Here is a 23221-nt window from a genome sequence, read left to right on the forward strand (position 1 = left end):
AGAGGAAAAACCATGAAAATCGCATCACTGTTAATGGTTCTGATGTTCCTCCTGCTTGTGCCCTGCCTTGCAGAAGAGGAGATCGTTGAATTTGAGCCTGTTGTAAGTTTCTCAGCAGAAGAATTGATTGCGCAGGCACCAGGTATTGAAGAACAGATGACCTTTGACTCAGTCTTTGACTGGGACCCACGGGTTGACGAACAGTATGTTACCTGGACACAATACGAAGGACAGGGAAAGGTCTGGTACTATGATATGAAGTCCGGAAACCGACAGATGGTCGCTAATATTATGAGCGATCAGAATAATCCGGACATCTCCGGAGGTATTATTGTTTGGGATGATAACCGGCACAAGAACTCTGACATCTACTCATATAACATACCGATGCACAAGGAAAGCCCGGTGTATGTGGATACTACCAATAAGTTCAGACCGGCTGTCTCCCAGGATATGGTTGTGTTTGAGGACTTTGGCAATGATGATATCAGGGATATCGGGATGGTAAAGGTAGGTACCAGTGCCAGGCCGGTATACATCAATCCAAATGACAAAGATAAGGCCAACCCTGACATCGATGGCGACTGGATTGTCTATCAGCAGCTTGATGACAACAAAAACGACTGGAACATTTACCTCTATAATTATAAGACCGATAAAACAGTTCAGGTGACAAGAGATCTCCGTATCCAGCAGAATCCACGAATCTCCGGTGATTACGTCGTCTGGGAGGACAACCGGAACGGAAAATGGGACATCTTCATGTATAACATCAAAAAGGACATGACAACCGCTGTCACCTTTGATGATTATGATGATGTAGAGCCTGCCGTATCAGGATCCAAGATCGTGTGGACCAGGTATGATCAGGAGAATAACAGCGATATCTACATGGTAAACCTCCAGATCCCGAAGACCTATGCGGTTTGTGTCGGTCCTGGAAACCAGATACGTCCTGATATCTATGGTGATAAGGTTGTTTGGCAGGATGACCGGTTTGGCGGATGGGATATCTTCATTTACACCCTTGAACCGGATACCCCCTTTACTCCATACCAGTTCTATGGCCCGGTCACCTTCAATTACCTCCCTGCTCCGGTAGGAACAGAGATCATCGCAAAGATTGACGAGGTAACCAAGGACTCCATCGTCACGACCCAGGAGGGATATTATGGTGGAGCAGGAGGTTTTGCAGATCAGCTGACGGTAAAGATTAACCAGGCTGATATCGGTCGGCAGATCTCATTCTGGAGTGGAGGAATCCAGGGAGCACCATCGGTTACCGTCTCCGGTGACGGGAAGATGATGGAGCAGCCGCTGAATTTTATCTATGCACAGCCGCTTCCGGACCTTCTGTTCTACGGTTCGGTTACCATTGATGGTCAGCCTGCTGCGAAGGGAACAGTCCTGAAAGCAATGATTGACGGTGTTGTCAGAGGCAGTTATGAAATAACCCAGACCGGTCAGTATGGTGGAGAATATGAAACCGATCCGGCTCTGCGGGTCCCGATTACTGTTGATGACATCGGAAAGCACATCACCTTCATGGAGGGGGAGTATGCTGCAGGTCAGACTTTCCAGATAACCAGTGGGGGCAGATTCAGACAGGATCTTACCTTTACCACGATTCCGCCAATGAGTCCGTATGAATTCTACGGATATGTCCAGATTGACGGTAAGTCAGCCCCGGTGGGAACCACCATACAGGCAAAGATCGATAATACCGTCGTGACCACCTATGTCACCAGGTATGCAGGTTCGTACGGGGCTCCGGGGCAGGCTCCTGACGATCCACGACTGATCGTTCCGGTCACTGAAGCTGATGCAGGAAAGACGATCTCATTCTGGATCGGAACCATCAGGGCAGGGGCAACCCAAGTCATCACCCGTGGCGGGGAGCGTATCATCCGAAAAGACCTGGACTTTGGCAGCTCACCACAACCTGGTATTAATGCAGACTTTACCGCTTCTCCACGAAGCGGTCCTGCTCCCCTGACTGTTCAGTTTACTGATCTCTCAACAGGCGGGCCGACCATGTGGTTCTGGGACTTTGGTGATGGAGTCATTCCGGCAAATGCAACCTGCTCAGGAACTGACTGTCACAATATAGCAAACCCGATTCACACCTATGCACGGGAAGGCACCTATACCGTCACTTTGATAGCATCCAACCAGTACGGAGCATCTGATACTGAAGTAAAGACCGGATATATCACCGTTGGACAGATTACACCGGGCATACAGGCGGACTTTACCGCATCCCCACGGAGCGGTTCAAAACCCCTGACGGTCCAGTTTACCGATCTCTCAACCGGTGGGCCGACGATGTGGGCATGGAACTTTGGAGACGGAACGACTGAAGGTCTCCTGGCAAATCCGACCCATACCTACGTAAATGACGGGACATACACCGTCACGCTGACTGCATCAAATCAGTTCGGAGCATCAGACACGGAAGTAAAGTCAGGATACATCTGTGTTGGAGGCAGTCCACAACCGGTTGATTCAATCACGATTTATCCAGGCTGGAACTTTATATCTGTTCCAAAGAAACTGGCACCAGGAAAGGATACTGCAGCAATCTTCAGCCATATTCAGGTGGACGGGCACAGTATCTTCCAGTATGATGCAGTGACCGGGCAGTGGATAACCATGACCTCATCAAGCCCAATAAAGCCACTCGATGCAGTCTGGATCTACTCACGGGTCGCAGACAAGGTCTCACTTACCTATGACTCTGATCCGCTGCAGACACCTCCGACCAAGGAGTTACGAAAGGGTTGGAATGCAATCGGATTTACCGGACTTGAACCATTGGAAGCAAAGTTCACCTTCCTGTCAGTTCAGGATAAGTGGGTAAACTGCCTTGGATTCAACGAAGAGAAACAACAGTATGATCAGATGATCATCAAGGGCAGGAATGATGATGCACGCCTGTATCCATACAGCGGGTACTGGTTGTTCATGTCTGATAACGGCACTCTTGCCGCTATTTCAGCCTGATTATTTTTTGGGGATGATAAAAATGTGGGGGGATGTGATATGCGAACAGAGACAGGATTCAGATGGATACCATTAAGTTGGTATGAGATAAGGTACGGTTTGAGTGGGTGTGTCAGAGGCACATTTCACAACTGCTGGTGGTGGGAAGAATGAAAAAAATAGTGTATATGCTCGCCCTGTTTCTGGTGCTGACATTTGCGGCATCAGGTATCGTGTCAGGAGCAGGAGAGCAGACTAGTAAAGCAGGAGCTGGAGAGGCCATCTGTGATGGTCCTGGTGGTGCCTGCATTATTGCTGATTTTATCGGGAGCCCTACAGACGGGGTCGCTCCACTTCGTGTTCAGTTCCTTGATTCATCGACCGGGTATCCGACGATGTGGAACTGGGACTTTGGAGACGGAAATGTTGCATCCGGAACTGCAAATCCGGTCCATATTTACAGTGAGCCCGGGATTTATACCGTCAGTCTGACGGCGACCAGTATTACCGGTGCTACGAGTACCAAAGTCAGGCAGCGGTATATCATTGTCAGGGATAAATATCCGCTTGAGGCAGATTTCCTGGCAAATCCAACCTATGGGAAAGCGCCACTTCATGTTCAGTTTACCGACTGTTCCAAAGGTGCTGTTGAAGAGTGGAGATGGGACTTTGGAGACGGGGGTACTGCATATGAGCAGAATCCAAGTCATATCTATCAACGGCCTGGCAAATACACCGTTACACTGACGGTGAGCAGCCCGACTGCAGGGACAAGTACCAAGGTGAAGGAGAAGTACATCATCGTTGAGCCTTCCTGTATCATAGAGGCCAGGTTCAGAGCTGATCCAACGTCCGGTTCTGCTCCGCTCACGGTGAAGTTTACAGATCTCTCAGTTGGAGGACCAACCATGTGGGCATGGGACTTTGGGGATGGAACCACCGACATGGTTGCAAACCCGACCCATGTGTATAAGAACCCCGGAATATACCAGGTTCGTCTTACCGCTTCAAGCCAGACCTGTGAACCAGGAGTCAGTGAAACGACCATTAAGGTGAATCCGCCGCAGATTAAGGCAGACTTCTCTGCAAACCCACGGTCTGGTGAAGCTCCGCTGACAGTTCAGTTCACTGATCTCTCGACCGGGAACCCGACCATGTGGAACTGGGACTTTGGGGATGGCACAATCATACCAGCCAGTGAAGACGAGGAAGTGGCCTGTGAAGGGGGAAGATGTCCGCCGCCGAACACGCTTCAGAACCCACGGCATACCTACCTGGTACCCGGAACATATGCCGTGACACTGACCGCTTCAAACCAGTACAGTTCTGATACGGTCACAAAGACCCAGTTTGTCACGGTCACACCACGGGCAATCAAGGCAGACTTCTCTGCAGACCCACGGTCTGGAGATGCACCATTGACAGTCCGGTTCACCGATCTCTCAACCGGGAACCCGACCATGTGGGCATGGGACTTTGGAGACGGGGCAACAGACATGGTTGCAAACCCGACCCATGTGTACACAACACCGGGAACCTACTCGGTAACGCTCACCGCGTCGAACCAGTATACGTCCGACACCGTGTGCAAGACACAGTGGGTTACCGTCAGGGATGTGTCAATCAATGCTGACTTTGTCGGTAATCCGACCAGCGGCTATGCACCTCTGACCGTTCAGTTCACCGATCTTTCAACCGGAAACCCGACCAAGTGGCTCTGGGACTTCGGGGATGGGGGAATTATTCCGGCAAGTGAAGATGAGGAAGTAACTTGTGAAGGAGGAAGGTGTCCGCCGCCAAACACCCTGCAGAATCCACGGCACACCTACCGGCTCCCCGGCACGTATACCGTTACACTGACGGTATCAAACCAGTATGGCACCTCTGACACAGAGGTAAAGCAGGCATACATCACGGTCACCGCAAATGCAATCGTTGCAGACTTTGATGGAACCCCACGATCAGGATGTGCCCCGCTTACCGTCCAGTTCACCGACAAGTCATCAGATTCACCAACCATGTGGAATTGGGACTTCGGAGACGGAGGCATCATTCCAGCCAGTACAGAAGAGAATGTAACCTGCGAAGGAGGAGCATGTCCGCCGCCAAACACCCTGCAGAACCCGAGACATACCTACACCGTTCCAGGAACCTACACCGTCACCCTGACCGCTTCAAACCAGTATGGAGCAACTGGTACGGTCACAAAACAGGCATTTATCACGGTGGAGAGTTGTCCGGCAATCAAGGCAGACTTTGATGGAGTACCACGGTCTGGTGAGGCCCCGCTCTCGGTCAGCTTTACCGATCGCTCGAGCGGAAACCCGACCATGTGGGCATGGGACTTTGGAGACGGGGCAACGGACATGATTGCAAATCCTGTCCATACCTATACCAGGGAAGGAAAGTACACCGTCACCCTGACCGCATCCAGCACATATGGATCTGACACGATCTCAAAATCTGAGTTCATCACCGTGAACACTCCCTATGATGATCTCATCCCGGTATCGGGTGGTTGGAACTTCATATCAGTGCCGAAGAAACTGGCACCCGGATTTGACACAGCATCGATCTTCAAGGTCATTGACTCAGGCGGGCACAGTATGTTCCAGTATGACACCGGAAAGCATCTGTGGCACACCCTTGATCCGTCCAGCCCGATAAAACCGCTGGAGGGGTTCTGGATCTACTCTAAGGGGACCTCGTCTGTTCCGATCAGATATGACACAAACCCGGTCCAGACTCCGCCGACTGCATACCTGAAGAAGGGATGGAATGGTATCGGGTTTACCGGAACAACACCAATAGAAGCAAAGTTCACACTCCTTTCCGTGCAGGATAAGTGGGTGAACTGTGCAGGCTTTAATGCCCAAGCCCAGCAGTATGACCCGATGATCATCAAGGGAAGCAATGATGCAACCCTGATGTATCCGTTCCGCGGGTATTGGTTATACATGACCGCAGACGGAGTCCTTGCAGCAAACGCTGCATAAAAATTTTTTATAAGAGTCGTTCCTGCCTTGTAAACGGTTTGATATTCAGAACTGATCTGGCTGCATCTGATACGACATCTGTCAGACCCTTTGGTGCATACACACCAAGCCGCCATTGACTTCTTCTTGTCTCGTTGAGAGTGGTGACGAGGGGCGATACCTCTTCCAGCCGGCAGAGGGAATGCTTGTCCTGAACCTGAACCTCCATCCAGATATCACGGGGAAATGCAGGAATATCAACCATCACCTGTTCAGGAGTAATACCAGCCTCATCCGCTATCTTTTCAGCGAGTTTGCGCTCACGAAGGAATGATTCAGAAGTAATCAGGTGAACCTCCCTGACATCATCTTTTCCGACATACAATGCCCGTTTAAAGAGCCGGCGTTCATAGAGGTTTTGTGCAAGCCCTGAAACGGACGGATTGTCTGCATGAAGGAGATGCTGCATACAGGCTGCATCATCTGCCATCAGGAGAGAACGGAGAAGAGACGGATCATCTTTGATGTATTCATACACCGCCAGGGAGAACATCTTCTCTGCAATCCGACTGACATGGTGATAATACACCGCAGGTCGCATCAAAGTTCGTGCAATCAGCAGTGATTCTGCGGCCTGGACCCCTGACATATCAAGGACAATTCCAGTCTCACAAAGCCGCATCGCCCTGATAAGCCGCATGGCATCAACCGTTCCGTACGGCACCCCGGTGTAATGGGCATCGCGGAGGAGGTAGTCCATCCGGTCAACATCCAGATCTCCATGAATGATTCCTGAACACTGGGATCTGCCGTTGATGAGCTGATAGATGATCTCCGGATCAAGCCCGGCCTCATATATTCGCTCTCCAAGAATTCCGGTTTTCAGCTGGTCAGATATGTCGGTATGTCTCTTTTTCAGGATCTCCTCTGAAAGACCTTCTATTGCATGGGAGAACGGACCATGACCGATGTCATGAAGAAGGCCTGCAACCGTGATGTGGGCATGATCCTCACGGGGGAGAGCGAGCCGGGTTCCCAGGGAATGGGCCAGGTGCATGGTCCCCAGCGAGTGCTCAAACCGGGTATGATGTGCGCCAGGATAGACGAGAAATGAGAAGCCTAGTTGTCTGATATATCGGAGACGCTGGACCTGTGGCGTATCCAGAAGAGGAAGAAATGATGAATCCACCTGGATATACCCATGGACCGGATCCTTAATCGATTTCATTCGGTCCCCACATGAGTTATGATCGGGCAGGTAACATAGAAAAGGATGATCACCTTCCTGTCCGGTGGAACCGGCACACCCAAACTCCTCGAGGGCGCCCGGAATATGCTTCCGGATTCAGATATATCAGTTATCGTTAATACGGGAGAGGATATCTGGTATCAGGGCGGACACATCTCTCCTGATGTTGATACCGTGATGTATCTCTTTGCCGGTCTGCTTAATACCGATACCTGGTGGGGCGTTCGGGGAGATAGTTTCCTGACACATGACGTCTTGAAGACTCTGCTTCCGGCTTCGTACATGTCCATAGGGGATAAGGACCGGGCAGTTCATATCGCGAGGGCTGAGTGGCTGAAAAAGGGTATGACACTGACCCGGGTTACACAGCAATTGTGCTCGCATTTCGGGGTATCAACGACTATTCTCCCGATGTCAGACTCGCCCTACACCACCTATGTGCGGACTGCGAAGGGAGACATCCATTTCCAGGAGTACTGGGTCAGATACCGGGGCAACACTGATATATGTGCAGTTCTTCATGTCCCCGATGAGCAGCCACCGGCAACACCGGAGGTCATAGATGCTATCAGGAAGGCTGAAGTAGTTATCATCGGCCCCAGTAACCCAGTGACAAGTATCCTGCCTATCCTCTCCTGTACCGGAGTGAGGGAAGAGCTTGCACAGAAGAAAGTAATAGCAATCAGCCCTTTTATCGGAGAAGGCCCGGTTTCAGGACCGGCTGCCCAGCTCATGAAGACGATGAAATACCCGGCTGATTCCACGGGAGTCAGGGCACTATATGCGGATCTTGTCGATGTCTTCATACAGGACGAGCGGGATACTGCCCAGGTTCCGGGTTCTGTCCGGTTGGATACCCTCATGAAGACCCCTGCTATTGCAGAACGTCTCATGAGGGAGATCCTTACCCGATTATGACAACGATATTCCAAAGAGCGACATAAACAGGGCAAGTAAGAAGCTGAGAATGCCGGAGATAACTTCCTCATTCAGGAGGCTGCTTAGATCAAACGAACCCGAATTCATGCCAGAGAACAGCTGATTCAGGTCCTCACCGGAAAAATCACTCGCACTGTTCCCTGTCTCTTCTGCCGCTGACAGGGATACTCCCAGCAGAACAAAACAGATTAAAACCGCCGTTAAACTGCGTATGAACCTCATGCACATATGTAGGGATGCTGGCATTATTGAGTTATGCCATAATTCCTGCACGGTTGAGGAGATCATCAGCACTCTCTCGTGCCCCGGCAATAATCTTCTCTTCATCTGGGATATACCGGTTGTACATGAGAATCTTACCCTGACAGATGACCGTATCAACGACACTGCCCTCCGCTGAATAGGCAATATTTGAGACCGGGTTATGCAGGGGTACCATGGACGGGTGAGAGAGGGATATGAGCACAATATCTGCAGGCATGCCTTCCTGAATCACTCCTCCCTGATAGCCAAGGGCCTTCGCTCCCCAGGAAGTCCCCATGGAGAGGGCTTCTGCTGCCGGGAGAAGGGTGTCTGAATTCCAGAAGAACTTCTGACAGAGGGCAGCGGTCTTCATCTCTTCGAGCATATCCAGGTTATTATTTGATGAGCATCCATCGGTCCCGAGACAGACATTTACCCCCTGGTCTTTGAGCCAGTGATAGGGCATTGCCCGCCCGGTTGCAAGCTTCATATTACTGACCGGATTATGGGCAACAGAAACCCTCCGTTCTGCAAGAAGCCTGCAGTCATCTTCCGAGAGCCAGCATCCGTGTGCCGCCACGGTTCGTTCGGTCAGGCATCCGGTCTTGTCAAGAAGGGCTGCCGGGGTCATACCATAGGATTTCTGACAGTCATCAACCTCCTGTTTTGTCTCTGCAAGGTGGGTATGGATGATTATCTTCTCCTTTTGGCTGTAGTCGGCACAAACCTCGAGGTGCTGCGGTGGAACGGTATAGGGTGCATGGGGGGCGATGGCAGACGTGATCAGGGACGTATTCAGTGACCGTACATGATGAACAAGGTCTTCGGTGGCTTTCAGTTCAGCCTCCATCTTGGCTTCGTCTCCAAAGGTGATGATCCCATGACTGAGTACGGCGCGGATACCGGATTCTTGCACCGCCCGGGCCGCATCCTTCATGTAGAAATACATGTCATTAAAGGCGATCGTTCCTGACCGAATCATCTCAAGACAGGCAAGTTTCGTCCCCCAGTAGACATGTTCGCCGGTAAGGTGGGCTTCCAGTGGCCAGATCTTTTCTGAGAGCCACTGTTGCAGATGCATATCATCGGCATATCCACGAAGGAGGGTCATGGCAGCATGAGTGTGGGTATTGATAAGACCTGGCATCGCGAGAAATCCTGATCCGTCAAGGATGATATCTGCTTCATTCCTATGATTACGGGCAATATCAGGGCCGCATGTACGGATTGTACCGGTCTCATCATACCAGATGTCGGACCGCGTTTTATCAGGAAGGAGAACACCGGTGATGAGCGTGGAGCGACATTTTAAAAATAAATCTTCGTTTTTACAGGGTGAGATATCCTTTGGATCTGCCATGAATTACCCATACTGTCTTCTTGTATCACCAATAAAACCAGATGATAGGGTGAGTCCACAAAGAGTTTTGAGCGTTCCCGCTCATTGAGTAAGGGTATAATATGCGTGTTCCGATCAATACCATTACTCCTGATACGCCCTCAGCCGAGGTTATCGGATGGGCACATGAGATACGTGACCTTGGAGGTCTTGCTTTTCTCTTAATACGTGACAGAACAGGAATTATCCAGGTAACCGTACCAAAAAAGAAGGTTGCACCGGAGATTGCTGAAACGATCCGAGCAATATCCCGTGAGTCTGTTGTAAGGGTCACCGGAACGGTCAAACCTGAAGGGAAAGCACCGGGCGGCAGAGAGCTCATCCCCGATGCAATCGAGATTGTGAGCCTTTCCGCGACCCCTCTTCCTCTCGATGTGGCGGAAAAAGTGCCGGCAGAACTCGACACCCGGCTTGATAACCGGTTTTTGGATGCACGCAGACCACGGGTCAGTGCCATATTTAAAATCCGAAACGCTGTTCAGCATGCAACACGGAACTTTTTCTTTGAAAACGGGTTTATCGAGATTAATACCTCAAAGATCGTCGCCGCAGCAACTGAAGGGGGAACTGAGCTCTTCCCGATCGCATACTTTGAGAAGGAAGCTTTCCTGAATCAGAGCCCGCAGCTCTACAAGCAGATGATGATGGCTGCCGGGTTTGAGAAGGTCTATGAGATCGGTCCGATCTTCCGTGCTGAAGAGCACAATACAACAAAGCACCTGAATGAGGCGACATCCATCGATATTGAAGTCTCATTCACCGATCATCTCGGGGTCATGCAGACGCTCGAAGATCTGATAAGGGACATCTACCAGTTTGTTGACAAGACCTGCAGTGATGCCATAGCCGATTTAGGGCTTGATGACTTTGCCGTTCCTGAAAAAGGATTCCCACGTCTTCCCTATAGTGAGGCGATCGAGATTGCATCTGCTACATGTGAAGAGGATATCGCGTATGGTGATGATATCGGAACGGCTGCAGAGCGTGCGATTGGTGAAGAGATGGGACGCCTGTACTTTATCGTCGACTGGCCATCCTCAATCAGACCCTATTATGCCATGCCGTACGAGAACGATCCCGAGATCTGTAAGGCCTTTGATATGATGCACCCCAGGATGGAACTCTCATCCGGTGCCCAGCGGGTCCACCAGCATGACCTTCTGGTAGAGCAGATAGCGAAGAAAGGATTAAATCCTGAGAACTTTGAGTTCTATCTTAACCCATTCAGGTTTGGTATGCCGCCCCATGCGGGCTGGGGACTTGGTGCCGAGCGTCTCGTAACGACCATGCTCGGTCTTCCAAATGTCCGTGAAGCAGTCCTCTTCCCCCGTGACAGACACCGGGTTGTTCCCTGATCATGCAGTCATTCATCCCAGACACCATCCTTCCGACAACCGTCGTCGGCAGCTATCCGTCACAGCCAAAGCGAACACTGAGAAGCTTGTTTGATCCCTACCACGGAGCGGTAGAGGAGGCGGTATCCCTTCAGAAAAAGGCAGGCATTACCATCATATCAGACGGTCAGGTGCGGGGTGACATAATCGGGGCATTTGCCTCAAAACTCCCGGGGATCCGGGGAGGCGACGTCATCGGCCGGGTGATGCCCCCTGATCAGGCAATAACCATAAAAGATACGGCATACGCAGTCAGGCAGCATCCATACGTGAAAGCAATCATTACCGGTCCGTCCACACTTGCATACGGATTGCATCTTGGAACACCTCTATACCGGAACCGGAATGAACTGGTCCCGGATATTGCATCTTCCCTTGTGGTGGAGGCTCAGGGCCTTGCAAAGACCGGGGCGGTTATGCTGCAGATTGATGAACCAATCCTCTCGACCGGGGCAGCTGACATGGATGTTGCGAAAAAGGCAATTAGTACCATCGCAAAGGCAGTTTCAATCCCGGTCTGTCTGCATGCCTGTGGAAACATTGCACATATCATCGATGACCTGCTGGCAATGCCCATTCAGATCCTTGATTTTGAAGGGAGTGTAAATGCAGAAAACCTGGCCTCATTATCCGGGAAGGATTTAAAAGACCGGTACATCGGGTATGGAATCGTGGATTCGTCCTCCCCTGTACTTGATTCGGCTGATGATGTCAAGAGGCGGCTTTGGAAGGGAATAGATATCCTTGGGGCTGAACGGATCCTTCCTGACCCGGATTGTGGTCTTCGGATGCACACTCCGGAGAGTGCATACGCTAAACTGACCAGGCTTACCGGGGTCGTTTCTGAAGTACGGCAGGAAATTGGGAATTTGTGAAAACAATGATTGCGTCTGAACACACATCTGATAGGTAACCTGATGACGCCTGGCATTCCTTCATTGAACGGAAAAGAGCTGTTGGCAGCAGTGCTGTTCATTGCATCGGTCTTTATCCTTGGCCTGAAGCTGATGAACCCGACTCCGCTCGTAATCTGGTATACCGGTGAGGATTATATCATCCAGACCGAACGGATTGGGGATATATATTCGGCAACTGATGTTATCGTGCTCATTGTCTCGTCCCTGATAATTTGTGGAAGCGGGCTTTATCTTCTGCTCTATGAACAGATCCATCCCATTCCGGCACTCCAAGCACAGGGAGCGCCACCCCTGCCATATCAGGAAGCGCCTTTACCATTCTCACCATTGGAAGATAGAAAACGAAAATGGGAGACGGTTCTTCCCACACTCAAAGAGGATCAGCAGCTCATCTATCAGACCATCCTTGATGCAGACGGGATTATCCCCCAGAGTGATATCGTTGAAAAGACCGGGCTTTCAAAATCCAATGTCAGCCGGTCTCTTGATATGCTCGAGAGTATGGGGCTGATTGAGAAGAGAAGGAGAGGGATGGGAAACCTCATTCTGCTGAAATGAGGAGAATATGGAGAAAAACCGGATAGTATTTCTTGCAGTGCTCCTCGTCTGCGGCATTTTCCTCTCGGTTGCAGGTAATTTCCTGATGGGTGTCCGGGCACCGGTGAGGGAACAGAGCTCACTTTTGGAAAATTACCTTATCATGCAGTCGATGGCCGGGAAAAATGCATCATATGCCAATCAGACATACATGATTGGAGACTCCGGTATTGTTGTAAGCTTTAATGATATCCTCAATATTCGTGATAGTCCGGTCCACGAGACAAAGGGGGTGGTGAATGCCACCGCTCCACTTACGCTTCCCCGCTCCGCTTTTCCGAACATAACGACTCCCTGAGTTCCCGCCGGAGAAGTTTCCACCCACCAACTCTTGGTAACTGATTGAGAATCACGAGACGACGGGGTATTTTATACCCTGCAAGCTGCTCACGGCTCCAGCCGGAGAGTTCCTCAAGGGTAAGGGTATCCTCTTTATTCCGGAGGACAACCGCTGCTGCGGGGATCTCACCTTTTTCTTCATCAGGACAACCAAAGATAGCAATATCTGAGATTTTCGGGTGATTGATGAGGACGTTCTCAACCTCGGTCGGATAAACCTTCCATCCTGACATAATGATCATGTCCTTTTTCCGGTCGGTGATGACCAGCATGCCATGATCGTCGATATACCCGATATCTCCGGTCAGAAACCAGCCATCTTCCATGAAGACTTCTTTTGTCTCTTCAGGCTGGTTCCAGTATCCCAGGGCTACCCCCGGCCCGCGAAGTGCTATCTCACCAGCATGTGGCGATGTAAGTTCCTTTGCCGGGTTTCCAACTTCAACGATTTTTACCTCCGCATACCCGACCGGTTTTCCAACGCTGTTATACTCATCCGCAGTCGGATAGTCTTCAGGCCGGATAACAGTCCCGCATCCGAGAACGATCGTCTCTGAAAGACCGTAGGCATTGATGACCGGAATTTTAAACCGTTCATTGAACTTTTTCCAGGTCGGTGAGTGCATCGGCCCGCCCCCACTGATGATACGGCGGACAGAGGTGAAGTTATCCTCGGTTCCCGGGGGGGTTTCAGTCAGGGCATGAATGACCGGGGGCATTCCGGCAAGGATCGTTATCTGATACTCACGGGTCAGACTGATGTACTCATCCAGGTTATACCGCTCCATGATCACATAGGTCCCGCCGGCGCGAAGCACAGAAAGCCCCCATGAAATCCCGACATGTGCCATCGGATATATGCCAAGGTAGATGTCATCACATGTCAGATCAAGAGCCTCCCCCTCGGCCTGCAGGGCGGCAAGCCATCCGCTATGAGTCAGCATGGCACCTTTCGGCCTGCCCGTGGTCCCTGAGGTATACTGTATCTGGCAGACCTGATCCGGAGAGCAGGGTACCGGGCGGAGAGGATCATGAGACAGGGTGAGATTCTCCCAGGAGTATTTGCCTACTCCTCCCACCTCAACAATATGTACCAGCTCAGGACAGGACTCCTTCATCAAACCGGTGATATCACGTGAACTAACCGATGTGATGAGCATTTTTGCACCAGAGTCGCGGATTGCATAGGCAAGTTCATCCTTCCGGTACACGATGTTGGTCGGAACCGCTACAAGACCGGCACGCCATAGTGCAAAATAGCTGATCAGGTACTCGGGTGAACTGTCCAGATACAGGACAACCCGGTCACCTGGAACCAGACCAAACTCTTCACAAACTACAGCAAGAGAACCACTGAGTCGGTGGAGATCGGTATATGTATAGGACCGGTTGGATTTTGGGTGGATGAGCGCTATTTTATCTGGAAACCTGGCCTGATGGGTATCAAGAAATGTGGATATATTAAACATAACAGGGTACTCTCACTTGTGTACTATGTTGTACATAGATGCCCAAATAGCACTACCTCCATGCATTGGAAATGGAGGGAAAAAAGGGTTGGTTACTGGTACTCAGGTGGCTCGCTCTTTTTCGGCATACCACCTTTGAAATGAGTTTTTACCCGATCATATGCCTCACGAAGCCGCTCGTTCATGGTCGGGTGGACCTTCTCAAGGGCACGCTCAAAGTGCTCTTTCTTCACATAATGGAGCTGATCCCGCATGGCAAATATGGCTGCTTCACGACAGAGTCCTTCAAGGTCAGCCCCGACATAGCCGTCTGTCCGTGACGCGATATCACCAAACAATTTATCCAGAACCGGATCTTCAATAGTGATCCTGAATTTTTCAAAGATCTCAACCAGCATCCTGCGACGTGCTGACCGGCTGATAGTTCCCTGTGACGGGGTGACCGTGCGGATATATTCCATGAGTTCAGGCCCTGATGATTTGACTTCACGGGGGAGTGTTCCGGCTAGTATCTCAAAGTCGTCCTCGGTAAAGTTCTGGGTGGCATCCACCAGTGATTCCAGTGCGGACCCCTCGATGGGTATGAGTCGTGCATGGATCTTTAAAATGTCAACCCGGTCAGATGGGCCCGGTTCACCGATATAGATGAGCCGGTCAAACCGTCCTGTTCTGAGAAGGGCAGGGTCTACAATGTCAGGCCGGTTTGTCGCTCCCATCACAACCACGTCACGCAGCTCAACCAGACCATCCATCTCGGTCAGGAACTGGTTTAAGACACTCTCCATAGTGTGACTGTCGCCCGCCGTTCCCCTGGCAGGAGTCAGGGCATCCAGCTCATCAAAGAAGATGATGGCAGGGGAGACCTGACGTGCTTTCTTAAAGATCTCCCGGACCGCACGTTCCGACTCACCAACCCACTTGGACAGGAGCTGGGGACCCCTGACAGCGATGAAGTTCGCACCTGACTCGTTCGCAACCGCTTTTGCAAGGAGGGTTTTGCCGGTTCCAGGCGGGCCATAGAGGAGGACACCACGGGGTGACTGGATACCAAGATCATCGTACTTCTCTCTTCTGGTAAGGGGGTACTCAACCGATTCCCTGATCTCCTCGATGGCATCAGACAACCCTCCCACATCGCGCCATCTGAGGTGGGAGACCTCCAGCATGACCTCGCGCATTCCTGACGGGGTGATCTCACGAAGGGCCTGGTGAAAGTCCTTTCCGGTTACAACCATGGTCTCCAGGACCTCATCAGGGATGATATCCTCGTCAAGGTTGATGTGAGGGAGGTACCGGCGAAGGGCCCTGATTGCCGCCTCACGGGATAGGGCTGCGATATCTGCACCGGTATATCCGTGGGTCCGTTCGGCCAGTTCCTCGAGATTTACATCATCATAGAGAGGCATTCCCCGGGTATGAATTTTTAATATCTCTATACGGTCCGGGTTTGAGGGGACGCCGATCTCAATCTCACGGTCAAATCTGCCAGGACGCCTGAGTGCCGGGTCGATGGCATCAAGCCGGTTCGTTGCTCCGATGACGACAACCTGCCCCCGTTCCTCAAGGCCGTCCATCATGGTGAGGAGCTGGGCAACTACCCGCCGTTCGACCTCACCGGTCACTTCCTCCCGTTTTGGGGTGATTGAGTCGAGTTCATCGATGAAGATGATAGAGGGGGCATTCTCAGCTGCTTCTTCAAACACTTCACGAAGCCGCTGCTCACTCTCCCCGTAATATTTTGAAATGACTTCGGGGCCGGCAATCGGAATGAAATGAGCCCCTGACTCATTGGCAACCGCCTTTGCGATGAGTGTTTTTCCGGTTCCCGGTGGTCCGAAGAGCAGCACGCCTTTGGGGGGTTCTATTCCAAGACGCCGGAAGAGTTCAGGATGCCGCATCGGAAGTTCGATGGTCTCCCGAAGCCGCTGGAGTTCATCACGAAGACCGCCGATGTCCTCGTAGGTAATCTGGCTGATGCCCTCAAACCCGCTGATAGGACTGTCTGATATGATCACCTCGGTCCGCTGACTGATGATGACCGCATCCGGGGGATCCAGCTCGATGACCTTGTATGCCACCATCTGCGGCTGGACAAATGGCATTCCTATGGGAATAGGTACCGAGTCACCCATTGCGACCGGATAATCTATGAGGTTGTGATGTATGGTTGAGGGATCTGCCATCGGCACATTTTTCGGGAGATCCTCGGGGGGTGCCAGCACCACGGTCGCGGCAGGGATCGTCTCTTCCACCTTGGTTATTTTGACCGTGTCTCCAATCGAGACATTTGCATTCATCCGGGTAAAATTATCAATCCGGATCTTCTGCTGATTCCAGTCTGCCAGCTGGGCACGCCAGACCTTTGCAACGGTTACGGACCTGCCGGAGATCCGGATGATGTCGCCCGGTGAAAGTCGCATCTGGTTCATAGTTTCCGGATCCAGGCGGGCTTTCCCTCCCCCCTGGTCTCCGGGATATGCACTATCAACCCTGAGATACAATTCCATTACCTAACCATCATATACGCCGGGACTTAAAAGTATAGGAACCATGCGTCTTCTCGCATTTGACCCCTTTCACGGCGCTGCAGGGGATATGATATGTGGAGCTCTCCTGAGCCTTGGTGCTGACAAAGAGCAGGTCATGCGAGCGATGAGTTCTGTTGTGCAGACTCCAGATAGTGAGATAGTAAACAGGTGTGGCATTGCTGCCGTGAAGGTCCATACCCGTGCCGGTCCTGCCCACCGGACTCTCGAGGAAGTGCTGGATATCGTCCGAAAGGCACATGCCCCTCCGGCAGTAATTGCGCAGGCTGAACACATTTTTATCAGGATCGCAAAGGCAGAGGAGGCAGTCCACGGAACGCACCATGTTCATTTTCATGAAGTCGGCGCCGACGATGCGATTGCCGATGTTATCGGTTCCTGTATGGCGGTACATCTGCTTGCTCCTGAAAAAATCATCTCCCTGCCGGTTGCTGTCGGGACCGGGATGCTGACCTGTGCTCATGGGACCTTTCCTGTGCCGGCACCAGCAACCGCCGAGATCCTCTCATCCGGCAGACTTCTTGTAATGTCTGGAGAGCATACCGGAGAACAACTCACCCCCACCGGGGCGGCAATCCTCTCCGAGTTCTGTGGAGAGGGGACCCCGTATCTTCCTGTCGGTATCATTCTGAAGACCGGATACGGGGCAGGCAGCAGGGATGATCCCCGATCTCCAAACGTGCTCAGGGCATATGTGATGGAGTGCCAGGGCCTGTCAGAAGACAGGGTGGACATCCTTGAGACGAATGTTGACGACATCACCGGCGAGTGCATCGGAACCGTGCTTTCACTTGTAATGAAAGAAGGGGCACGGGATGCCTGTGCAGTGCCGGTCCTCATGAAAAAAGGACGGCCGGGGCATCTTATCAGGGTCATCTCACCGGCTGAACGGTCAGGAGCGCTTGCAGAGATACTTGCCAGGGAACTTGGGACACTGGGTATCAGGGTTACCCCGGCTGTTCACCGGTTTATTGCCGAACGGGAGATACAGGAGGTACCGGTTCAGATACACGGGGAGGAGGTCAGGTTTCCGGTAAAGTTCGGGTATATCGGAGATACCTGCTACCTGGTAAAACCAGAATACGGGGTTGCCGAGGAGTATGCAAAAACCCACACTATTCCGGTGAGGGATGTTCTCCATATCGTGACGGAAGCGGGGAAAAAATTCATCAGGTCAGGTGAGAGCCGATGAGATTAACCGGCGTATCCTCAGGAAATGCAGCACTTGATGACCTGATGGGGACCGGATACCCCCGCAAGATGATCACCCAGATCTTTGGTGAGCCCGGCTCAGGAAAATCTTCCTTATGCCTCATGGCGGCAGTCTCAGTCTTAAAGCAGGGTGAGTCGGTTGTCTATTTCGATACTGAGAGTTTCTCTGCCGAACGGTTCAGCCAGATTGCCGGTGATGAGGCAGCGACTCTTGCTGACCGGCTGTTCCTTTATGAACCAGTGGATTTTAACCAGCAGGCTCTGATGATACTTGAATCTGAGGATGTGATACGGGAGCAGAAGGCAGGAATCATCATCCTTGATTCTGCCACCGGCCTGTACCGGACCGAACTTGAACATATCCAGGAGGCGCTTCAGAAGTTTAACCGCCAGATGACGATGCTCCTTGGGTATGCAAAGCGATATGACATTCCGGTCCTCATCTCAAACCAGGTATATATGGATATCAGCAGAGGTGATTTTGCTCCCCTCGGAGGGACCGGCCTGTATCATCTCAGTAAAATCATCCTTCAGATTGAACGGCGGGACAATACCAGGAGGATCCGGGTCATGAAACATCATGCACGGCCTGAAGGAACCTATATTGATGTCATCCTTGTCCAGGAGGGAATCAGAATTATTGATGAGTACCTGGAAGACCTCCAGATCGGGAAGCCATAAACCCTGACAATACCCATCTTTCAGAAGACACCCACACAGGGAAGAATATGATCCGATCAATATTTTTCGCAGCGGTTTCCATCACCCTGCTTTTCTCATCTCCGGTGTTTGGAATTTCTATCACTTTTCCCCCTGAATCAGGGCCATATACCGGGGATTATGTTCTCATCCAGGAGCCCGGACGATATACGCTTGAGAACAATGTCACCCATACCTACCCGGTCGGTGTTATCATCACCTCCTCATCGGTCATCCTTGACGGACAGGGATATCAGGTACGTCCTGCAAAAACCGGTGATCCGTCGGTTGGGATCTGGGTGACCCTTCTTGATTCACAGGGAAAACCAGTCACCGGCGTCCGTATTCAGAACCTGACCGTCCATGATGAGGTGACCGGTATATATCTTGAAGGGGCTGACTCATCTGAGTTTCCCTGGGGACGTGATCGCTCGAAAGATTATGCAGTGTCTGATGCCACTTTCTCTGATCGGGATATAAAATGCAGCGGTGTTACGATCACCGGCTCACGGATAGGTATCGCATCGAGGGGTTTGAAAACACCGGCAATCTGGCAGTCAGAGATAAAGGGAAATGAGAAAGGGATCTCCATTTCAGACGGTGCTCCGGATATCAGGGACCTTGTGGTTACCGAGAACACCAATGCAGGCATTCATCTGGAGAGAACAAGTGGGGGAGTTATTACCGGGTGCCGGATTGAAGGAAACCAGGGCCCCGGCATTCTCCTGGACCATGCAAAAGGGATTCAGATCTGGAATAATATATTTGATAACTATGTGAACATCAGAAATGCCGCAAGCGAAGGGGCATTACTGTATCAGATCCCATCAAACCAGACCAATATTATCAAGGGTCAGAAAACGGGTGGAAACCTCTGGGCACAGGGAGGGGTTCCGGTCTATTCATCCCATATGATCGCTGACGCGGATCATGACGGATTCGGTGATATGCCCTACATCGAATCGGGTCTCATCGATCAATACCCCTTAATCCCGGCCGGGAGTGGTTTTATCCCGGTGGAGATACCTGAACCAGAACCAATTCAAACCGTGATGACACCGGTTCCGGTCTCAACGCCATTTACCATCATCACCGGGATTCATGCCGTCATCACCGGGGATTCCATCCCGACAGAGATGAAAGCCGGTATGTCATACCCGGTAACCATCACCCTCCTTAATGATGGATCTGATAACTGGCTTGATATGCATGGAGTTGGTATCAGGGCTGTGGGCGATGCAGCGACCTGGGGTCCTGAATGGCTTCCTGTTCCTTCCGGGATTAATTCAAAGCAGTTTTATACGTTTAATTTTGAGTTAAAGGCACCAACATCACCCGGAACATATGAGCTTTCCTATCAGGCGGTCCGGGGGGGGCAGGGAGTTTCTGTTACATTCGGTAGACCACATAAGAAGGTCGTAACGGTTCAATGATTGAGAAAAAGAATTATTATGAGTAGTTACGGCCTCCGCCATATCCCCTGCCACGGTTATATCCCCCGCCGCCGGATCCACGGTCAAACTCCCGTCTTGGCTGCATGGGCCGTGCTTCATCAATACGCATGGTCCGCCCCTCAAATACGGTCTGGTTCAGAGCGTCCATCGCCGCCTGGGCTTCTTCGCTGGTACCCATCTCGACAAATCCGAAGCCTTTCTGCTCGATAATTTTTACACTGACAACGTCACCATACTGAGAGAAGAGATCCTTCAGCTGGTCTTCTTTCACAGAGTACGTCAGATTGCCGACGTACAGTCGCTTTCCTTCCATAAGATATCAGACACCGTGTCTCTTTCCTTTCACAATCTATTTAGACATGAGAGGAGTGTGATCATGCCCCTTTCACCCGGCAATCTGACCGACAACGGGAGATTTCACCAGCATACATCTGACTGCCCGGATCGGGTATTCGCCAAACTTTCGAGAAGCTGATCATGAAAAAAGACGACTCATATGTTATTAATAATTATGTTTGGGAAGGAGAGAATGACCCAAAGATTGATTTACCGTGTTGTTTCCAGGGAATCACCAACCCTGAATCCGGTTTTCTCATCCAAAAAAAAAGGGATGTGAGCAGGACCGGGTGTTCAGAGAACCCGAGCAGGAATGAACCTCATCGACAAGTTATCTCCCATGAGCTCACCAGATAAGTCATGCCTATATGACCGGCTGCCTGTATACCGCCCTTTTGGGAATGCACGAGTGGGGCATATATAATCCAAGGTGTCTGCCGCGCAATTTCGCCGAGGAGCACCCATTCCCATGCAGGGGGGCCGGGATCTGTGATTCCTGGGAACGAGGAAGAGCCATTGTGTTCGTGTGAAGCCAAGAAGGAAGTGACTCGAATGTGTTACTCTGGCAAATACGCATGAGGTCTGTCGTGAGTATCCTGGATTGTGGATACATCAGCGAGAATTTTTCAAGAAAAGAAGGAAGGATAAGGGAAAAGACTGAGTATAAGAATAAAAAGAGATCTGCCGGGATCATTCCTGCTGAATGATTGAAATTATGGTTTTGACTACGGTTTGTATGACAGGATCTACTACATGTCCCAAGGTGTACTGGATCATTGAAACATGAGCAGTAAACAGTTTATCAGGTCTGATATAACTCATCTCTTTTAAGGTTCCGAATATTAGGTCTGACGGATGGAGGGGGATACTATACGTATCTGAGTGAAATTTTGAGGTAATTTGGCATAGGATCTAATCGTCCCCGGTTATAGGTGCAATCACCAATGCAGGGCGTCGTTTTACAGAACTTAAATCAGAGAACGGAAACGGTATAACGACAATATCTCCTTTTACAAATACTCCCATGCTTCATCCTCTTCAGATGTGAGCCAGTCACATGCAAGAACTCGTTCACTCAAATACATGGTCTCACAAATGTGGGCAGTATCTATCACACCAGAACCCTTGATCTGACAAAAACTTTGACAGTTACCATGGTCAACGATCTGGAATGATACAAGTCCGGAGACAATCGACCGACAGAAGAAATAAAAACCAACGCAGTAAAACGAGGAGGAAAAATAGGGTTATACCTGTGGTACTGTCACTAACCAGGTCGTACTGTTCGAGTAACTGTACCGCTCAATCTTAAAATCAGGACATATCTCTGACAATAACGCCATGTTAGTCCCCACTTCTTTTGAGGACAACCCAGTATCCCTGGCGATATACTTTGACTTAAAAAAATTGGATCCTGGTTTCATCTGACATTTGAGGTAATTTATCAGACAGATCTGACGCTCATTGTATTTTATGGGAAATTTACTCTGTAAAAGCATGTCTATCTCCATAAGTACTTCGTTGAAACATTGCAGGAGGAAAACCGGCCTTGGTATCGGCCGGGTGAAGTTCAGGTGTGGTCAGGAGAGAAGAATTGGAGGACATGAAACCCTCTCCTGACCAGGGGAGTTTCCTTTTCCGGATGAGATTGATACAACAGGTGTAGGAGGACATGTTGAACACAACTCACCTCACAGAGATCCTGCCAGTCATCCAGGAGTTATGTCCTAGGGTTTTCACAGGGCTCTGTGTGACATACCAGTGTTGCCCGAAACAGGTTAAAAGGGATATGGATAAAACCACTGGAAAACAGTCTGAAACAATTTATTGAAACAATCGTGTGTTTTTTTCTCAAAAAGAATCATAACCACGATAGCTGATCGATCAGGCGATTTCTCATGGGTTGCATCTGGTTTTCAGAAAAAATTCTGTGAGAGAGAAACCAGAAGATATTAGATGAAATTTAAAATTTCTCCCAGTTTCAACAGTTGCAACCGGTTGCAACCATCGATTCTGTCAGAGTATTAATCAGATTTCCAGAGGATCAATGTGCGGATCTGTTCAGGTCGCGGAGAAGGGATCCACGCTCAACCATGTATCAGAAGACGACTGAATTTATTTATATGCTCTTCTTATACCGGGCTTGATAACACACGATTTAGGCAAAATATGAGCAAAATCTATTAATACTATACTTCATATATTAATCCTTGATATATTATGGCAGATTTACCACTTGCAGCCGTTGCCCGTGTCGCAAAGAACAATGGAGCTGAACGGGTCGGAGCAGATGCTACCCAGGCACTTGTTGAACATGCGGAAAATTACCTGGCAAAACTTGTAAAGGAAGCAAACAAACTCTCCATCCATGCCGGTCGGAAGACTCTCAAGGCCGAAGATATTGAGATGGCAGCAGAGAAATTCGCCTAACCTCTTTTTCTTATAAGGACATTATTACCGTAGTCCTTTTT

At 50.6% G+C, this 23221-nt stretch carries 19 protein-coding genes; 12 read left to right on the forward strand and 7 right to left on the reverse strand.

The genetic code is table 11. The features are described 5' to 3' along the window. The first annotated feature begins 12 nt into the window (after positions 1 to 12). Complete coding sequence (locus MHUN_RS19775) at positions 13 to 3003, forward strand: PKD domain-containing protein (RefSeq protein WP_011449400.1); 2991 nt, start codon at positions 13 to 15, stop codon at positions 3001 to 3003. Between the two features lie 149 nt (positions 3004 to 3152). Continuing rightward, positions 3153 to 5978, forward strand: coding sequence for a PKD domain-containing protein (locus MHUN_RS12720; RefSeq protein WP_011449401.1), 2826 nt, complete (start codon positions 3153 to 3155; stop codon positions 5976 to 5978). Between the two features lie 7 nt (positions 5979 to 5985). On the opposite strand, the gene MHUN_RS12725 is transcribed toward MHUN_RS12720, so the two are convergent. Further along, positions 5986 to 7185: an HD domain-containing protein gene (locus tag MHUN_RS12725; protein WP_011449402.1), complete on the reverse strand. Its 1200-nt coding sequence runs from the start codon at positions 7183 to 7185 to the stop codon at positions 5986 to 5988. A 45-nt stretch (positions 7186 to 7230) separates the two neighbouring features. Here MHUN_RS12725 and cofD point away from each other — a divergent pair, with 45 nt between their 5' ends. Further along, positions 7231 to 8124 (forward strand): 2-phospho-L-lactate transferase, encoded by an 894-nt coding sequence (gene cofD, locus MHUN_RS12730; protein ID WP_011449403.1) that lies wholly within the window; start codon positions 7231 to 7233, stop codon positions 8122 to 8124. On the opposite strand, the gene MHUN_RS12735 is transcribed toward cofD, so the two are convergent. Then, a complete protein-coding gene (locus tag MHUN_RS12735; RefSeq protein ID WP_143709500.1) occupies positions 8119 to 8367 on the reverse strand; it encodes a hypothetical protein in 249 nt (82 codons plus the stop codon). The two genes, cofD and MHUN_RS12735, sit on opposite strands and share 6 nt — an antisense overlap. A gap of 31 nt (positions 8368 to 8398) precedes the next feature. After that, a complete protein-coding gene (locus MHUN_RS12740; RefSeq protein WP_011449404.1) occupies positions 8399 to 9748 on the reverse strand; it encodes an amidohydrolase family protein in 1350 nt (449 codons plus the stop codon). 101 nt (positions 9749 to 9849) lie between these two features. Between MHUN_RS12740 and aspS the strand changes: the two genes are divergently transcribed. The 4 genes from aspS to MHUN_RS12760 are packed head-to-tail and all read left to right on the forward strand — an operon-like array spanning position 9850 to position 12993. Then, positions 9850 to 11142 carry an aspartate--tRNA(Asn) ligase gene (gene aspS, locus MHUN_RS12745; protein ID WP_011449405.1) on the forward strand — a complete coding sequence of 431 codons (1293 nt, stop codon included), beginning with the start codon at positions 9850 to 9852 and terminating at the stop codon, positions 11140 to 11142. Positions 11143 to 11144: 2 nt separating this feature from the next. Then, complete coding sequence (locus tag MHUN_RS12750; RefSeq protein WP_011449406.1) at positions 11145 to 12056, forward strand: methionine synthase; 912 nt, start codon at positions 11145 to 11147, stop codon at positions 12054 to 12056. 42 nt (positions 12057 to 12098) lie between these two features. Beyond that, the gene (locus tag MHUN_RS12755; protein ID WP_011449407.1) at positions 12099 to 12656 is read left to right on the forward strand and encodes a helix-turn-helix transcriptional regulator; all 558 of its coding nucleotides are present in this window, start codon (positions 12099 to 12101) and stop codon (positions 12654 to 12656) included. A gap of 7 nt (positions 12657 to 12663) precedes the next feature. After that, a complete protein-coding gene (locus tag MHUN_RS12760; RefSeq protein WP_011449408.1) occupies positions 12664 to 12993 on the forward strand; it encodes a hypothetical protein in 330 nt (109 codons plus the stop codon). Here the strand turns inward: MHUN_RS12760 and MHUN_RS12765 are convergent. Both MHUN_RS12765 and MHUN_RS12770 read right to left on the reverse strand, forming a co-directional pair. Next, complete coding sequence (locus MHUN_RS12765; RefSeq protein WP_011449409.1) at positions 12950 to 14503, reverse strand: class I adenylate-forming enzyme family protein; 1554 nt, start codon at positions 14501 to 14503, stop codon at positions 12950 to 12952. The genes MHUN_RS12760 and MHUN_RS12765 overlap by 44 nt on opposite strands. 92 nt (positions 14504 to 14595) lie before the next feature. Further along, the gene (locus MHUN_RS12770) at positions 14596 to 17010 is read right to left on the reverse strand and encodes a CDC48 family AAA ATPase (RefSeq protein WP_011449410.1); all 2415 of its coding nucleotides are present in this window, start codon (positions 17008 to 17010) and stop codon (positions 14596 to 14598) included. A 43-nt stretch (positions 17011 to 17053) separates the two neighbouring features. On the opposite strand from MHUN_RS12770, the gene larC reads away from it, so the two are divergent. Genes larC through MHUN_RS12785 form a run of 3 tightly spaced genes read left to right on the forward strand, consistent with a single transcriptional unit; the run spans position 17054 to position 20393 of the window. Next, positions 17054 to 18241: a nickel pincer cofactor biosynthesis protein LarC gene (gene larC, locus MHUN_RS12775; RefSeq protein ID WP_011449411.1), complete on the forward strand. Its 1188-nt coding sequence runs from the start codon at positions 17054 to 17056 to the stop codon at positions 18239 to 18241. Further along, positions 18238 to 18942: a DNA repair and recombination protein RadB gene (radB, locus tag MHUN_RS12780; protein ID WP_011449412.1), complete on the forward strand. Its 705-nt coding sequence runs from the start codon at positions 18238 to 18240 to the stop codon at positions 18940 to 18942. Before larC ends, radB begins: the two co-directional genes overlap by 4 nt. 47 nt (positions 18943 to 18989) lie before the next feature. Beyond that, positions 18990 to 20393, forward strand: coding sequence for a NosD domain-containing protein (locus MHUN_RS12785; protein WP_011449413.1), 1404 nt, complete (start codon positions 18990 to 18992; stop codon positions 20391 to 20393). Positions 20394 to 20409: 16 nt separating this feature from the next. Here MHUN_RS12785 and MHUN_RS12790 read toward each other — a convergent pair whose 3' ends face one another. Together MHUN_RS12790 and MHUN_RS20065 are read right to left on the reverse strand one after the other, a co-directional pair. Continuing rightward, positions 20410 to 20727 (reverse strand): RNA recognition motif domain-containing protein, encoded by a 318-nt coding sequence (locus tag MHUN_RS12790; RefSeq protein ID WP_011449414.1) that lies wholly within the window; start codon positions 20725 to 20727, stop codon positions 20410 to 20412. A gap of 1270 nt (positions 20728 to 21997) precedes the next feature. Next, positions 21998 to 22249, reverse strand: coding sequence for a DUF7123 family protein (locus tag MHUN_RS20065; RefSeq protein ID WP_011449415.1), 252 nt, complete (start codon positions 22247 to 22249; stop codon positions 21998 to 22000). Here MHUN_RS20065 and MHUN_RS19780 point away from each other — a divergent pair. Together MHUN_RS19780 and MHUN_RS12805 are read left to right on the forward strand one after the other, a co-directional pair. Then, positions 22248 to 22370, forward strand: coding sequence for a hypothetical protein (locus MHUN_RS19780; RefSeq protein WP_275039186.1), 123 nt, complete (start codon positions 22248 to 22250; stop codon positions 22368 to 22370). The genes MHUN_RS20065 and MHUN_RS19780 overlap by 2 nt on opposite strands. 600 nt (positions 22371 to 22970) lie before the next feature. Further along, on the forward strand, positions 22971 to 23180 hold the full coding sequence (locus MHUN_RS12805) for a histone family protein (RefSeq protein ID WP_011449416.1): 210 nt from the start codon (positions 22971 to 22973) through the stop codon (positions 23178 to 23180). Positions 23181 to 23221 lie beyond the last annotated feature (41 nt).

This window comes from Methanospirillum hungatei JF-1, assembly GCF_000013445.1.
Classification (GTDB): Archaea; Halobacteriota; Methanomicrobia; order Methanomicrobiales; family Methanospirillaceae; genus Methanospirillum; species Methanospirillum hungatei.

Bases quoted from the DNA above. Each gene is read 5' to 3' on its own strand.
- MHUN_RS19775 (WP_011449400.1), top strand. From the start codon at position 13: ATGAAAATCGCATCACTGTTAATGGTTCTGATGTTCCTCCTGCTTGTG.
- MHUN_RS12720 (WP_011449401.1), top strand. From the start codon at position 3,153: ATGAAAAAAATAGTGTATATGCTCGCCCTGTTTCTGGTGCTGACATTT.
- MHUN_RS12725 (WP_011449402.1), bottom strand. From the start codon at position 7,185: ATGAAATCGATTAAGGATCCGGTCCATGGGTATATCCAGGTGGATTCA.
- cofD (WP_011449403.1), top strand. From the start codon at position 7,231: ATGATCACCTTCCTGTCCGGTGGAACCGGCACACCCAAACTCCTCGAG.
- MHUN_RS12735 (WP_143709500.1), bottom strand. From the start codon at position 8,367: ATGAGGTTCATACGCAGTTTAACGGCGGTTTTAATCTGTTTTGTTCTG.
- MHUN_RS12740 (WP_011449404.1), bottom strand. From the start codon at position 9,748: ATGGCAGATCCAAAGGATATCTCACCCTGTAAAAACGAAGATTTATTT.
- aspS (WP_011449405.1), top strand. From the start codon at position 9,850: ATGCGTGTTCCGATCAATACCATTACTCCTGATACGCCCTCAGCCGAG.
- MHUN_RS12750 (WP_011449406.1), top strand. From the start codon at position 11,145: ATGCAGTCATTCATCCCAGACACCATCCTTCCGACAACCGTCGTCGGC.
- MHUN_RS12755 (WP_011449407.1), top strand. From the start codon at position 12,099: ATGACGCCTGGCATTCCTTCATTGAACGGAAAAGAGCTGTTGGCAGCA.
- MHUN_RS12760 (WP_011449408.1), top strand. From the start codon at position 12,664: ATGGAGAAAAACCGGATAGTATTTCTTGCAGTGCTCCTCGTCTGCGGC.
- MHUN_RS12765 (WP_011449409.1), bottom strand. From the start codon at position 14,503: ATGTTTAATATATCCACATTTCTTGATACCCATCAGGCCAGGTTTCCA.
- MHUN_RS12770 (WP_011449410.1), bottom strand. From the start codon at position 17,010: ATGGAATTGTATCTCAGGGTTGATAGTGCATATCCCGGAGACCAGGGG.
- larC (WP_011449411.1), top strand. From the start codon at position 17,054: ATGCGTCTTCTCGCATTTGACCCCTTTCACGGCGCTGCAGGGGATATG.
- radB (WP_011449412.1), top strand. From the start codon at position 18,238: ATGAGATTAACCGGCGTATCCTCAGGAAATGCAGCACTTGATGACCTG.
- MHUN_RS12785 (WP_011449413.1), top strand. From the start codon at position 18,990: ATGATCCGATCAATATTTTTCGCAGCGGTTTCCATCACCCTGCTTTTC.
- MHUN_RS12790 (WP_011449414.1), bottom strand. From the start codon at position 20,727: ATGGAAGGAAAGCGACTGTACGTCGGCAATCTGACGTACTCTGTGAAA.
- MHUN_RS19780 (WP_275039186.1), top strand. From the start codon at position 22,248: ATGTCTATCTCCATAAGTACTTCGTTGAAACATTGCAGGAGGAAAACC.
- MHUN_RS20065 (WP_011449415.1), bottom strand. From the start codon at position 22,249: ATGCTTTTACAGAGTAAATTTCCCATAAAATACAATGAGCGTCAGATC.
- MHUN_RS12805 (WP_011449416.1), top strand. From the start codon at position 22,971: ATGGCAGATTTACCACTTGCAGCCGTTGCCCGTGTCGCAAAGAACAAT.